Source organism: Marisediminicola senii, assembly GCF_011057645.1.
Classification (GTDB): domain Bacteria; phylum Actinomycetota; class Actinomycetes; order Actinomycetales; family Microbacteriaceae; genus Marisediminicola; species Marisediminicola senii.
Genome location: NZ_JAALGE010000005.1, coordinates 20293 through 33955, shown reverse-complemented (window position 1 = coordinate 33955; position 13663 = coordinate 20293). Strand labels below are relative to the sequence as shown.

General features: G+C 67.9%; 10 protein-coding genes and 1 tRNA gene. 4 read left to right on the top strand and 7 right to left on the bottom strand.

The genetic code is table 11. The features are described 5' to 3' along the window. Positions 1 to 130 precede the first annotated feature (130 nt). Both uvrB and coaE read right to left on the bottom strand, forming a co-directional pair. Positions 131 to 2197: an excinuclease ABC subunit UvrB gene (gene uvrB, locus G5S38_RS03965; protein ID WP_165064610.1), complete on the bottom strand. Its 2067-nt coding sequence runs from the start codon at positions 2195 to 2197 to the stop codon at positions 131 to 133. A 77-nt stretch (positions 2198 to 2274) separates the two neighbouring features. After that, positions 2275 to 2874 (bottom strand): dephospho-CoA kinase, encoded by a 600-nt coding sequence (gene coaE, locus G5S38_RS03960; protein ID WP_165064607.1) that lies wholly within the window; start codon positions 2872 to 2874, stop codon positions 2275 to 2277. 130 nt (positions 2875 to 3004) lie between these two features. On the opposite strand from coaE, the gene G5S38_RS03955 reads away from it, so the two are divergent. After that, positions 3005 to 3595, top strand: coding sequence for a DUF4126 domain-containing protein (locus G5S38_RS03955; RefSeq protein WP_165064604.1), 591 nt, complete (start codon positions 3005 to 3007; stop codon positions 3593 to 3595). Positions 3596 to 3682: 87 nt separating this feature from the next. Here the strand turns inward: G5S38_RS03955 and rpsA are convergent, their stop codons facing one another. Then, positions 3683 to 5134, bottom strand: coding sequence for a 30S ribosomal protein S1 (gene rpsA, locus G5S38_RS03950; RefSeq protein WP_165064601.1), 1452 nt, complete (start codon positions 5132 to 5134; stop codon positions 3683 to 3685). A gap of 236 nt (positions 5135 to 5370) precedes the next feature. Here rpsA and acs point away from each other — a divergent pair, with 236 nt between their 5' ends. Next, a complete protein-coding gene (gene acs / locus G5S38_RS03945; RefSeq protein ID WP_165064597.1) occupies positions 5371 to 7407 on the top strand; it encodes an acetate--CoA ligase in 2037 nt (678 codons plus the stop codon). A gap of 78 nt (positions 7408 to 7485) precedes the next feature. On the opposite strand, the gene G5S38_RS03940 is transcribed toward acs, so the two are convergent. The 3 genes from G5S38_RS03940 to polA form a co-directional block, all read right to left on the bottom strand. Then, complete coding sequence (locus tag G5S38_RS03940; protein ID WP_165064752.1) at positions 7486 to 9150, bottom strand: DUF885 domain-containing protein; 1665 nt, start codon at positions 9148 to 9150, stop codon at positions 7486 to 7488. 122 nt (positions 9151 to 9272) lie between these two features. After that, positions 9273 to 9545 (bottom strand): HPr family phosphocarrier protein, encoded by a 273-nt coding sequence (locus tag G5S38_RS03935; RefSeq protein ID WP_165064594.1) that lies wholly within the window; start codon positions 9543 to 9545, stop codon positions 9273 to 9275. Positions 9546 to 9702: 157 nt separating this feature from the next. Next, positions 9703 to 12369 (bottom strand): DNA polymerase I, encoded by a 2667-nt coding sequence (gene polA, locus G5S38_RS03930; protein ID WP_165064591.1) that lies wholly within the window; start codon positions 12367 to 12369, stop codon positions 9703 to 9705. A 96-nt stretch (positions 12370 to 12465) separates the two neighbouring features. Between polA and G5S38_RS03925 the strand changes: the two genes are divergently transcribed. Then, on the top strand, positions 12466 to 12891 hold the full coding sequence (locus G5S38_RS03925; RefSeq protein WP_165064588.1) for a hotdog fold thioesterase: 426 nt from the start codon (positions 12466 to 12468) through the stop codon (positions 12889 to 12891). A gap of 41 nt (positions 12892 to 12932) precedes the next feature. Here G5S38_RS03925 and G5S38_RS03920 read toward each other — a convergent pair whose 3' ends face one another. Beyond that, positions 12933 to 13535, bottom strand: coding sequence for an ANTAR domain-containing response regulator (locus tag G5S38_RS03920; protein ID WP_165064585.1), 603 nt, complete (start codon positions 13533 to 13535; stop codon positions 12933 to 12935). Between the two features lie 39 nt (positions 13536 to 13574). Between G5S38_RS03920 and G5S38_RS03915 the strand changes: the two genes are divergently transcribed. Further along, positions 13575 to 13657: transfer RNA gene (locus G5S38_RS03915), tRNA-Leu, on the top strand. Positions 13658 to 13663: the final 6 nt, after the last annotated feature.

The window sequence follows — 13663 nt, the reverse complement described above, 5'->3', positions numbered from 1 at the left end:
TCAGAAGGAGGCGAAACGGGCTCTACCCGGGAAATAGACACTCTCTATATCCTACGGACGCCACTGACATTGCCCGACCGATCGGGCCATGCCCCACATGCGGCACTCAGGTTGGCTGCCAGTGTCGCCGTCAAACGAGGTGACCCGCCGCTTCCATCTGCCGGAGCTCCTTCTTGAGGTCGGACACCTCGTCGCGCAGCCGCGCCGCGAGCTCGAACTTGAGCTCCTGGGCCGCGAGCAGCATCTGGTCGTTGAGGTCGCGGATGATGGCCGTGAGGTCGCCGGCACCGGCGGAGGCGAGACCCTCCCGCTTGAGGTTGGGCGTGGGTGACCGCTTGCGTCCGTCGCGCTTGGACAGCAGCTCGGCGGTGTCCGCGCCCTCGCGGTTCAGGATGTCGGTGATGTCGGCGATCTTCTTGCGCAGCGGCTGCGGGTCGACGCCTCTCTCGAGGTTGTAGGCGACCTGCTTCTCGCGGCGTCGGTTGGTCTCCTCGATGGCCTTCTTCATCGAGTCGGTGAGCACGTCGGCGTACATGTGCACCGAACCAGACACGTTGCGGGCCGCGCGACCGATGGTCTGGATGAGCGACGTCGAGGAGCGGAGGAAGCCCTCCTTGTCGGCGTCGAGGATCGCGACCAGCGACACCTCGGGCAGGTCGAGCCCCTCACGCAGGAGGTTGATGCCGATGAGCACGTCGTAGACGCCAGCCCGCAGTTCGGTGAGCAACTCGACCCGGCGCAGGGTGTCGACGTCGGAGTGCAGGTAGCGCACGCGCACGCCTGCCTCGCCGAGGTAATCGGTGAGTTCTTCTGCCATCTTCTTGGTCAGGGTCGTGACCAGTACCCTCTCGTCGCGCTTGGTGCGCACCCTGATTTCTTCGAGCAGGTCGTCGATCTGCCCCTTGGACGGCTTGATGACGATCTCGGGGTCGACGAGGCCGGTCGGGCGGATGATCTGTTCGACGACGGAGTCGGTGATGCCCATCTCGTATTTGCCGGGCGTCGCCGACAGGTACACCTTCTGGCCGACCCTGTCGAGGAACTCGTCGAACTTGAGCGGGCGGTTGTCGAGGGCGCTGGGCAGGCGGAAGCCGTGCTCGACGAGGGTGCGCTTGCGGGAGGCGTCGCCCTCGTACATCGCGCCGATCTGCGGGATTGTGACGTGCGACTCGTCAATGACTACAAGGAAGTCGTCGGGGAAGTAGTCGATCAGGCAGTGCGGCGCCTCTCCGGGGGCGCGTTGGTCCATGTGCCTCGAGTAGTTCTCGATGCCGCTGCAGAAGCCGATCTGCTCCATCATCTCGAGGTCGAACGTGGTGCGCATGCGCAGGCGCTGGGCCTCGAGCAGCTTGCCCTCGCGCTCGAGCTGGCCGAGGCGCTCTTCGAGCTCCTGCTTGATCGTGACGATCGCGGCCTGGATGGCGTCGTCGCCGGCGACGTAGTGGGAGCCGGGGAACACCGAGACAGCGTCGAGCTTGCGCACGATGTCTCCGGTGAGTGGGTGGAGGCTGTAGAGCGCCTCGATCTCGTCGCCGAACATCTCGATGCGGATCGCGAGCTCTTCGTACTGCGGGATGATCTCGATGGTGTCGCCGCGCACCCGGAAGTTGCCGCGGGAGAAATCGACGTCGTTGCGCTGGTACTGCATCGACACGAACTTGCGGATGAGCGTGTCGCGGTTGATGCGCGTGCCCACCTGCAGCGCGATCATGGCCTCGAGGTAGCCCTCGGAGCTGCCGAGGCCGTAGATGCACGAGACCGTCGATACGACGACGACGTCGCGCCGGCTGAGCAGCGAGTTGGTGGTGGAGTGCCTGAGCCGCTCGACCTCTTCGTTGATCGAGCTGTCTTTCTCGATGAACGTATCGGTCTGCGGCACGTAGGCCTCTGGCTGGTAGTAGTCGTAGTACGACACGAAGTACTCGACCGCGTTGTTCGGGAGCAGTTCGCGGAACTCGTTGGCGAGCTGCGCCGCGAGGGTCTTGTTGTGCGCGAGTACGAGTGTCGGTCGCTGCACCTGCTCGATGAGCCAGGCGGTGGTCGCGGACTTGCCTGTTCCGGTGGCGCCGAGCAGCACCACGTCGGTCTCGCCCGCGTTGATGCGCTGGGTCAGTTCGGCGATGGCGGCGGGCTGGTCGCCACTCGGGGTGTATTCGCTGATGACCTCGAACGGGCGCACGGAGCGTGTTGGCTGCATGATCCAACTCTAGGCAGCACCACTGACACTGCTGCCCGTGTTTGCCAGCAGCGGAACGGCCATTTGGCGAGGGCGTTTCAGGTGCGGGGCAGGCTCGCCCACAGCTCGTCGACCTGAGCCAGCGTCTGCTCGACGGTGCCGCCGGCGTCGATGGTGACGTCGGCTATCGCCCGTCGCTCGGCGTCGGTCGATTGCGAGTGGATGCGGCGGCGCGCGTCATCCGTCGACATTCCCCTCAGCGTCTCGAGGCGCTCCTGCCGCACCCACTCCGGGGCGTCGACGACCACGATCAGGTCGTACGTGGAGAGCGCGCCGGACTCGACGAGCAGCGGCACGTCGTACACGACGATCGCGTCGGGGTCGACGGCGAATGCGGCATCCATTCGTTCCCGGGACAGCCGGCGGACCTCCGGGTGCACGATGCCGTTGAGGGCGGCACGACGGTCGGGGTCGGCGAAGATGATCGCGCCGAGCGCCGCCCGGTCGAGGGAACCGTCCGGGGCGAGCACGGCCTCGCCGAACGTGTCGACCACGCGCGCGAACCCGGGCGAACCGGGGGCGACGGCCTCACGGGAGAGCTCGTCGGCGTCGACCAGCACCGCACCCAGCTCGACCAGGCGGGATGAGACGGCGGATTTGCCCGCGGCGATGCCGCCGGTGAGTCCGATCAGGTACATGCGGCCATGCTAACCGGGGCGTGCGACCGGGCCTGGCCGGCTGGGCCGCGCTGGCCGGGGCGAGCGCCTGCCGACGATCCCTCTCCGGTAGCTGGCATACGATCGAGGGCAGAAGCTGGAGGTTCGTCACATGCTCGAACTGCTGACCGGAGCCGGGCTCGCCATGGCGGCCGGGTTGAACGCCTACATCCCGCTGCTCGCGCTCGGGCTCGCCGCGCGGTTCCTCGACGTCGTGTCCCTGCCGTCGGCATGGGCGTGGCTGGAGAACGAGTGGGTGCTCGGCACGCTGGGAGTGCTGCTGCTCATCGAGTTCGTCGCCGACAAGATCCCAGCCGTCGATACCGTGAACGACTGGATCCAGACCCTGGTGCGCCCCACCGCCGGTGGGCTGGCCTTCGGGTCGGGGTCGACCGTGGAGACCCTGGCGGTCAGCGACCCGGCCGAGTTCTTCAGCTCGAACGCATGGGTGCCGATCGCGACCGGTGTCGTGATCGCCCTCATCGTGCACCTCGCGAAGATGTCGACCAGGCCACTGCTCAACATGGCGACCGCTGGCGTCGCAGCCCCGGTGGTCAGCGTCGTCGAGGATGTGGCGAGCATCGCGCTCACGGCGCTGGCCGTGATCGTGCCCGTGCTGATCGTGCTGGCCATCCCGGTGGGGATCGTCGGCTTCGTCGTGCTGGTGCGCCGACTGGCCCGCCGCCGCGCCCTCGCGACGTAGGGCGCTCCCCCGCTGTTCGCCCCGCGCGAACGACGAACGGCCGGACCCCGTGAGGGGCCCGGCCGTTGCCGTTACTGCTGGTACTGCTTAGGAGTTGTTCGAGAGCTTCTCGCGCAGGGCAGCGAGTGCCTCGTCGTCTGCCAGCGTGCCGGCGGAGTCAGCGTCGTTCGAGAAGGTGGAACCGGCTGCCGGGGCAACCTCCTTGAGCGGCTCGTTCGCCGACGCGGCGACCTGCAGCTTGTGGGCTTCCCAGCGACCCTGGGCGGCAGCGTAGTCCTGCTCCCACTTCTCGCGCTGGGACTCGAAGCCCTCTTTCCACTCGTTGGTCTCCGGGTCGAAGCCATCGGGGTACTTGTAGTTGCCCTGGTCGTCGTACTCGGTGAGCATTCCGTAGAGGGCCGGGTCGAACTCGGTGCCCTCGGGGTCGACACCCTCGTTGGCCTGCTTGAGGCTCAGCGAGATGCGGCGACGCTCGAGGTCGATGTCGATGACCTTGACGAACACCTCGTCGCCGACCGAGACGACCTGCTCGGCGAGTTCGACGTGCTTTCCCGACAGCTCGGAGATGTGCACGAGGCCCTCGATGCCCTCTGCAACGCGAACGAACGCGCCGAAGGGGACGAGCTTCGTGACCTTGCCCGGTGCAACCTGTCCGATTGCGTGGGTGCGGGCGAATACCTGCCACGGGTCTTCCTGCGTCGCCTTGAGCGACAGGGAGACGCGCTCGCGCTCGAGGTCGACTTCGAGGATCTCGACGGTGACCTCCTGGCCAACCTCGACGACCTCGGATGCGTGCTCGATGTGCTTCCAGCTGAGCTCGGAGACGTGAACGAGTCCGTCGACGCCGCCGAGGTCCACGAACGCACCGAAGTTGACGATCGAGGAGACGACGCCCTTGCGGACCTGGCCCTTGGCCAGGGCGTTGAGGAACGTGGTGCGGCTGGCGGACTGGGTCTGCTCGAGGAGCGCACGGCGCGACAGGACCACGTTGTTGCGGTTCTTGTCGAGCTCGAGGATCTTCGCCTCGATCTCCTGGCCGAGGTACGGCGTGAGGTCGCGCACGCGACGCAGCTCGATGAGAGACGCCGGGAGGAAGCCACGGAGGCCGATGTCGACGATGAGGCCACCCTTGACGACCTCGATGACCGAACCGGTCACGACTCCGTCGGATTCCTTGATCTTCTCGACATCGCCCCACGCACGCTCGTACTGCGCGCGCTTCTTCGACAGGATGAGGCGGCCTTCTTTGTCTTCCTTCTGGAGGACCAGCGCCTCGACGCTGTCGCCGACCTGGACGACCTCGGTGGGGTCGACGTCGTGCTTGATGGAGAGTTCGCGGGAGGGGATGACACCCTCGGTCTTGTAACCGACGTCGAGGAGGACCTCGTCACGGTCGATCTTGACGACGATGCCCTCGATGAGGTCTCCGTCGTTGAAAAACTTCAGCGTCTTTTCGACCGCGGCGAGAAAGTCTTCAGCAGATCCAATGTCGTTGATGGCGACCTGCTTGGGTGCCCTATCGGTCGTTGCGATTGTCATGTAGTAGTGGCTCCTGGTACGGACATAGTTGGGCCAGCGGCGTCTATCAGTGGGATTGCCTCTGGCGAATGAATGATTCTGGTGTCAAGGCTGACAGTCAACCTTAGCTGCCCCGGTAGCGGGCCAGCAACAGTGCCAACAGGGCCGGGGGCGGCGATGTTCCCGATCGCGCCCGGCACGTGTCGTCGTGTTGCGACCGATTCAGCGCTGACGGGGGAAGGCGACACTATAGATGCGTGGACGAGAGAATCAGCAGCCTGCAATCGGAGAACCGAACCTATCCCCCGACGCCGGCCTTCGCCGCCGCAGCGAACGTCGACGAGTCAGCGTTCGACCGTGCGCGGGAGCTCGGCCACGTCGCATTCTGGGAGGAGCAGGCCCGCCGGCTCGCCTGGGACCGGCAGTGGCACACCGCGCACGAGTGGTCGCCCGCCACCGAGGCCGCCGACGGCACCCTGAGCGTTCCCGCGGCGGGGTGGTTCCTCGGTGGGCGCCTCAACGTCGCGGTGAACTGCGTCGACCGGCACGTCGACGCCGGTGACGGCGAGCGAGTGGCGCTGCACTTCGAGGGCGAGCCGGGCGACCGCCGCTCGATCACCTATGCCGAGCTGCAGCGCCAGGTCTCCCGCGCCGCGAACGCGCTTGAGTCGCTCGGCATCGTCGCGGGCGACCGCGTGGTCGTCTACCTGCCGGTCATTCCGGAGACCATCATCATCACCCTCGCCATCGCCCGCATCGGCGCGGTGCACTCCCTCGTCTTCGGCGGGTTCTCGGCCGAGGCGCTGCGCTTTCGCGTGGAAGACACCGGTGCGAAGCTGCTCGTCACCACCGACGGGCAGTTCCGGCGCGGTTCGGCGGTGCCGGTCAAGGGGATCGCGGATGACGCGGTCGACGGCAACCCGGCGGTGGAGACGGTGCTCGTGGTGAAGCGCACGGGCGACCTCACTCCGGAGATCCCGTGGACGGACGGACGCGATGTCTGGTGGCACGAGGTCGTCGACACGGCCTCACCCGAGCATGCCGCGCAGGCGTTCGATGCCGAGCATCCACTCTTCATCATCTACACCTCGGGGACCACGGGTAAGCCGAAGGGGCTCGTGCACACCTCGGGCGGATACCTCACGCAGACGTCGTGGACGCACTGGGCGATGTTCGACTCGAAGCCGGGTGACGTGTACTGGTGTACCGCCGACCTCGCGTGGGTGACCGCGCATACCTACGAGATCTACGGGCCGCTCTCGAACGGCGTGACCCAGGTCATCTACGAGGGAACTCCGAACACCCCGACCCCCACCCGGCACTTCGAGATCATCGAGCGCTACGGCGTGACGACCTACTACACGGCGCCGACGCTGATCCGCACGCTGATGAGCTGGTTTCCCGACGGTGTTCCGGCGCGATTCGACCTCCGCAGCATCCGCCTGCTCGGCACCGTCGGCGAGGCCATCAACCCCGAGGCCTGGGTGTGGTTCCACGAGAACATCGGCGGCGGCACCGCGCCGATCGTCGACACCTGGTGGCAGTCGGAGACGGGGGCCGCGATCGTCGCTCCCCTGCCCGGCGTGACGACCCTGAAGCCCGGCAGCGCCACCCGGTCGCTGCCCGGCCTGTCGGCGAAGGTCGTCGACGGCGATGGCGTCGAGGTGCCGCGGGGCGGCGGCGGGTTCCTCGTCATCGACCAGACCTGGCCCGCGATGGCCCGCACGGTATGGGGCAACCCCGAGCGATACCGCGACGCGTACTGGAGCCGGTTCGCCTCGCACGGCTACTTCCTCGCCGGCGACGGCGCGGCGTACGACGACGACGGGTACATCTGGCTGCTCGGCCGCATCGACGACGTCATCAACGTCTCCGGCCACCGGCTGTCGACGATCGAGATCGAATCGGCGCTGGTGTCGCATCCCGGCATCGCCGAGGCCGCCGTCGTGGGCGTGCCCGACGCGACGACCGGGCAGGCGATCGCCGCGTTCGTGATCCCGTCTCGCAACCGGCCGACCGAGCGATCCACCGCGATCGAAGACCTCGATATCGATGGATGGCGCGGCCTGGGCGCCGAGCTGACCGACGAGTTGCGCGCCCACGTTGCGGTGGCCATCGGTCCCATTGCGAAGCCGCGCACCGTGGTCGTGGTGCCCGACCTGCCGAAGACCAGGTCGGGCAAGATCATGCGCCGGCTGCTTGTCGAGGCCGTATCTGGCGATGTCGCGGGTGACGTGACATCGCTGCAGGACGATTCGGTGCTGCCGCGCATCAGCGCGATCCTGCGCGACTGAGGCACGCGCCCCCGGGTGACCCTGGCGACCGGCATCCACTCGCCTGACCGCCCGGCGTGCCCCGCGCCCGACCGGACGCTATGCGCGCAGGGCCGCCCGCAGCGTGTCGAGCCCGACGCCTCCGATGTCGAGGGCGCGGCGGTGGAACTCGCGCGGGTCGAACGCCGCACCCTGGCTCGCGCGCACATCGTCGCGCAGCTGCTCCCAGATGCGCTGCCCGACCTTGTATGACGGCGCCTGTCCCGGCCAGCCGAAGTACCGGTTGACCTCGAACCGCAGGGACGGCTCGTTCATGTTGACGTTCGCCTTCATGAACTCGAAGGCGTAGTCGAAGTCCCAGCTCCCGGTGCCGTCGAGGCGGGGCTTGCCGAGGTGCACGCCGATGTCGAGCACCACGCGGGCGGCACGCATGCGCTGCCCGTCTAGCATGCCGAGGCGGTCGCCCGGGTCGTCGAGGTAGCCGAGCTCCTGCATGAGGCGCTCGGCATAGAGCGCCCAGCCCTCGGCGTGGCCGGAGGTTCCCGCGAGCTGCCGGCGCCAGGTGTTGAGCTTCGCCCGGTTGTACACGGCCTGCCCGAGTTGCAGGTGATGGCCCGGAATGCCCTCGTGGTAGACCGTGGTGGCCTCGCGCCAGGTGCCGAACTCGGTGACGCCGGGCGGAACCGACCACCACATGCGCCCGGGCCGCGAGAAGTCGTCGCTGGGGCTGGTGTAGTAGATGCCGCCCTCCTGCGTCGGGGCGATGAGGCACTCGAGGTGGGTGAGGGGCTCAGGGATGTCGAAGTGAGTGCCCGCGAGCTCGCGCACCGCGGTGTCGCTGAGCTGCTGCATCCACCGCTGCAGTTCGTCGGTGCCGTGCAACATGCGCGCCGGGTCGGTGTCGAGGATGCGGATGGCGTCGGCGACCGAGCCGCCACCGCTGATCGCGCGCGCGATGGCCTCCTGCTCGTCGGTCATGCGGCGGAGCTCCTCGATGCCCCACTCGTAAGTTTCGTCGAGGTCGATGGTCGCGCCGAGGAATCCGCGCGAGTGCAGCGCGTAGGCGTCGCGTCCGACGGCGTCGTGGTCGGTCGCGGCCGGCATCAGTTCGTCGGCGAGGAATACCGCGAGCGTGCCATAGGCGGCGGTGGATGCAGCGGCGCCCGCCTCGAGGTCGGCGGCGAGCGATCGCGGCACCCCGGTGCCGTCGTCGAGTGTCGGGTCGGCGACGAACCCCGGGAAGAATCCGTCTGCGGCGGCCAGCTTCTCGGCCTGGGCGCGCACCTCGTCCACCTGGCGGCGGGCGGGGGTGGTGCCGCCTCGGATACCGAGGCGCAGGGTCTCGATGTAGCCGTCGATCGCGGTCGGCATCGACCGCAGGCGCCCGGCGATGTCGGACCAGTCGTCGGCGGTGGCGGTGGGCATGAGGTCGAGGATGTCGCGGAGGTTCTGTGCCGGCGACGCGATGACGTTAAGATCGCGCGTGTACAGGCCGGCCTCGCTGCTCTCGACGCTGAGCTGCAGGTCGGCGCGCAGGTCGGCCACGGTGATGCGGTCGACGTCGTCGAGGGGAGCTGCGCCGCCGGCGTCGGCGATGGATGCCGCGGCGTCGAGCTGCGCGATGGTCGCGCGCGCCGCATCCATCATCCGCGCGTGTCCCTCGGGCGACTGGTCGGCGTATTCGTCGTGCCGCCCGGGGATGCCGATCCAGGTGGCGACGGTCGGGTCGAGGTCGGCGAGGGTGGTGACCCACTGTTCGGCGATGGCGTCGACCGCGGAGGGGGTGCGTGCGGTGCCGGGCGCGGGGCCGGTCGTGGCCGGGCCGGTCGCGGCGGCGCCGGTGGGGTCAGGCGCGCTGCCGCGGGGCGCCGTACCGTCTGCGGTGCTCACTCGTCGTCGTCGAGTTCGCGGCCGAGCAGTTCGACGAGGGAGTCGAGCGCGGCGTCTGCCCCGTCGCCCTCGGCGGACAGGGTGACCTCGTCGCCCTGCGACACCCCGAGCGAGAGCACGCCGAGGATGCTCGCGGCGGGAACTCCGCGGCCCCCCGCGTTGGTGACGGTCACCACGACCGGGACCGAGGCTGCGGCCCGGGAGAACACCGCGGCCGGGCGGGCGTGCAGGCCGAGCGCCGAGGCGACGACAACAGAGCGTTCAGGCATGGGATCTCCCGCTGGTCAGGTCGTGCGGAGTGGTCGGTGTGCTGGGGTCGGTGTGCTGGGGTCGATGTGCTGGGGTCGGTACCGCGGCGTCCAGTACTGCGTGATCAGCCGCGTGTGTTGGGTTTCGCGTGTTCATTCTGGCGCACGGCAGCGGGTTTCAGTGCGCGGCGGCATCCCAATTCGCCCCGGTGCCGAGCTGCACGTCGAGCGGAACGGTGAGCGTCGCGGCCGAGCCCATGCGGTGCCGCACGATCGCGCTGACCTCGTCGAGTTCGCCGTCGGCGACCTCGAACACGAGCTCGTCGTGCACCTGCAGCAGCATGCGGGACGCGAGCGACCGGTCGGCGAGATCGGTGGCGATACCCATCATCGCGAACTTCATGATGTCGGCCGCAGAGCCCTGGATCGGCGCGTTCAGCGCGGCGCGCTCGGCGTTGTCGCGCAGCACCCGGTTCGACGAGTTGAGATCGGCGAACGGGCGGCGACGACCGTAGATGGTCTCGGTGTACCCGTCGATCTTGGCCTGCGCCACCACATTGCGCAGGTAGTCGCGCACGGCCCCGAACCTGGCGAAATAGTCGGTCATCAGCTGCTTCGCCTCGTTGGTCTCGATGCGCAGCTGCTTCGACAGCCCGAAGGCGCTGAGGCCGTAGGCCAGCCCGTACGACATCGCCTTGACCTTGTTGCGCATCGCGGGGGTCACGTCAGCCGGCTGCACGCCGAAGATGCGCGCACCGACGAACCGGTGCAGGTCCTCCCCCTCGTTGAAGGCCGTGATCAGCCCGGCGTCACCCGAGAGGTGCGCCATGATGCGCATCTCGATCTGCGAGTAGTCGGCGGTGAGCAGGGTGCTGAAGCCCTCTCCGTATTCGAACGCGGTGCGGATCTCGCGGCCCACCTCGGTGCGAATGGGGATGTTCTGCAGGTTCGGGTCGGTCGACGAGATGCGCCCGGTGCTCGTGCCGGTCTGCTCGTAGCGCGTGTGGATGCGGTGGTCCGGCTCGACCGCGCGCTCGAGGGTCTCGATGATCTGGCGCAGCTTGCTGGCGTCGCGGTGCTTGAGCAGGAGGTCGAGGAAGGGGTGTGGGTTCTGCTCCTGTAGGTCGGCGAGGGAGGCGGCATCCGTCGAGAATCCGGTCTTGTTCGCGCGCGTCTTGGGCATCTGCAGTTCGTCGAACAACACCTGCTGCAGCTGCTTGGGCGACCCCAGGTTGACCTCGCGGCCGATGACCGCGAATGCCTTCTCGGCGAGGTCGGCGGCGGATGCTGCGAGCTCGCCAGACAGGCGGGAGAGCACGGTCTCGTTCACGGTGACCCCGGTGAGCTCCATCGTGGCGAGCACGGGAACCATGGGCAATTCGATGGTGTCGAGTACCCGGCGGGAGCTCTCGTCGAGCTTGTCGGCGAGGTAGTCGGCGACCTGCAGCAGGTACCACGCCTCGGTGGCGATGCTGATCTCGTCGGTGTCTGGAACGAGCTGGTTGGGGTCGGGCGTAGGCAGGGTGAGGCCGAGGAAGTCGTAGACCTGCTTGACGAGATCCTGCGCGCCGGAGCCCGGCTTGAGCAGCCACGCGGCGATGCGGGTGTCGAATGCGATGCCGCCCATCTCGATGCCGACCCCGCGGAGGGCCTTGATGTCGGCCTTGGAGTCGTAGCAGATCTTGGGGGCGTCGCCGGCGAGCCACTCCTCGAGTGCGGTGTAGTCGGGGCGGCCAGGCGCCCACGGTACCCACGCGGAGTCGGTCTGCGATGCGATGCCGAAGCCCGTGATGCCGTCGGCCCCCCGCTCGATGCGGACAGCCAGCGGGGTCTGGCCGTTGGCGGACGCGGTGGCGAGCCAGTGGCCGAGCTCTTCGTCGATGAGGGTGCGGACGCCCGGGATGGCGGCGGCCGCGGCATCCTGCACCGCATCGGCGTCGCCGGAATCGACGGCCGACCCGGACAGGGTGAGCACCCGGTCGAGGAGGGTCTTGAACTGCAGGCGACCGAACACGGCCCGCAGCGCGGTCTCGTCAATGGGGCGACGCTCGAGGTCGGCGGGGGTGGCAGACAGCTCGACATCGCAGATGAGGTGGTTGAGCTTGCGGTTGCGCACGGCGCGGTCTTGCTGCTCGCGGAGCTTGTCGCCGACCACGCCCTTGATCTCGCCCGCGTGCTCGAGCACGCCGTCGAGGCTGCCGTACAGGTTGATCCACTTGACGGCGGTCTTCTCGCCGACCTTGTCGATGCCGATGAGGTTGTCGCTGGTCTCCCCGACGAGGGCGGCGACGTCGGGATACTGGTGCGGTTCGATGCCGTAGCGCTCGAACACGGCGTCGCGGTCGTACCGCTTGAGCTCGGAGACGCCGCGTGCATTGGGGTAGAGCAGGGTGACGTCGTCGTTCACCATCTGGATCGCATCGCGGTCGCCGGAGACGACGAGCACCCGGTAGCCCTGCTCGGCCCCCTGGGTGGCGAGGGTGGCGAGGATGTCGTCGGCCTCGTAGTCCTCCTTGGTGATGGTGGTGATGCCCATCGCGTGGAGTGCCTCTTCGAGCAACGGGATCTGGCCGATGAACTCGGGCGGCGTGACGTCGCGGGTTCCCTTGTACTCCGGGTATTCGCGCGTGCGGAACGAGTAGCGGGAGATGTCGAATGCGACGCCGAGGTGGGTCGGCTTCTCCTTCTGCAGGAGGTTGATCAGCATGGCGATGAAGCCGTGGATCGCGTTGGTGTGCTGGCCGTCCCTGGTCGAGAAGCTGTCGACAGGGAGGGCGTAGAACGCCCGGAACGCCAGGGAATGACCGTCGATTATGAGCAGAGTAGGCTTTTCGTTGTCCGGCACGGAGCCAGCCTAGCCTCGGGTACCGACAGCCCTGGCCCCGGGTACCGACCGGTCGGGGCTCCGCAGGAAACCGTCACCGCACCGCAAAGGAACCCCATGACCGTCATTCCCGAGAACCTCGACCCCGAGCTGCACGAGCGGCTCATCTCCTCCGGTGGGGGTGCCCTGTCGCAGAAGATGGGGATCGAGTTCATCGAGCTGTCGGCCGAGCGGTCGGTCGCGACGATGCCCGTGGACGGCAACACCCAGGTGGTGGGGATCCTGCACGGGGGTGCCCACGTGGTGCTCGGGGAATCGCTCGGCTCGATCTCGTCAGCGATTCACGCGGGTCCCGGACGGATCGCCGTCGGTATCGAGATCAACGCCAGTCACAGCCGGTCCGTGGCATCCGGAACCGTCACCGCGACCTGCACCGCACTCAACCTGGGCCGCACGCTCGCGACGCACGAGATCGTGATCCGGGATGAGGCCGGCCGCCGGCTCTCGACCGTGCGCATGACCAACTTCTTGAAGGACAGCTAGCTCCGGCGCCCTACCAGCGCTGCACAGCGCTTCTTCGCCTGTTACTTCTTGGCGCTGAGCTGGTCGACGATCGACTGGGCGACGTCGTGCATGGTGAGGCGCCGGTCCATCGATGCCTTCTGGATCCAGCGGAACGCCTCGGGCTCGGTGAAGCCCATCTTCTCGTTGAGCAGGCCCTTGGCCCGGTCGACGAGCTTGCGGGTCTCGAAGCGCTCGACGAGGTCGGCGACCTCGGCCTCGAGGGTGATGATCTGGGTGTAGCGGCTGAGCGCGATCTCGATCGCGGGCAGCAGGTCGTTCGGCGTGAACGGCTTGACGACGTAGGCGAGGGCGCCCGCTTCGCTCGCCCGCTCGACCAGTTCCTTCTGGCTGAACGCGGTGAGCAGCACGACCGGCGCGATGTGCGCCTTGGTGAGGCGCTCTGCGGCGGAGATGCCGTCGAGGAGGGGCATCTTGACGTCCATGATGACCAGGTCGGGGCGGAGCTCGGTGGCGAGTGCCACGGCGGTCTCGCCGTCACCGGCCTCCCCCACCACCTCGAAGCCGTTGTCGCGGAGGGTCTCGACGATGTCGAGCCTGATCAGCGACTCGTCTTCGGCTACGACGACGCGACGGGGTGCTGGTTGGGTTTCCTGGTCTGCCACGCGACAAAGCCTACGGTATTCTGAACGGCGTTACTGTGCGCCGGTGTGGCGGAATGGCAGACGCGGAGCACTCAAAATGCTTTGCTCGAGAGGGCGTGTGGGTTCGAGTCCCACCACCGGCACAGTTC

Bases quoted from the DNA above. Each gene is read 5' to 3' on its own strand.
- G5S38_RS03955 (WP_165064604.1), top strand. From the start codon at position 3,005: ATGCTCGAACTGCTGACCGGAGCCGGGCTCGCCATGGCGGCCGGGTTG.
- G5S38_RS03925 (WP_165064588.1), top strand. From the start codon at position 12,466: ATGACCGTCATTCCCGAGAACCTCGACCCCGAGCTGCACGAGCGGCTC.
- G5S38_RS03935 (WP_165064594.1), bottom strand. From the start codon at position 9,545: ATGCCTGAACGCTCTGTTGTCGTCGCCTCGGCGCTCGGCCTGCACGCC.
- rpsA (WP_165064601.1), bottom strand. From the start codon at position 5,134: ATGACAATCGCAACGACCGATAGGGCACCCAAGCAGGTCGCCATCAAC.
- coaE (WP_165064607.1), bottom strand. From the start codon at position 2,874: ATGTACCTGATCGGACTCACCGGCGGCATCGCCGCGGGCAAATCCGCC.
- uvrB (WP_165064610.1), bottom strand. From the start codon at position 2,197: ATGCAGCCAACACGCTCCGTGCGCCCGTTCGAGGTCATCAGCGAATAC.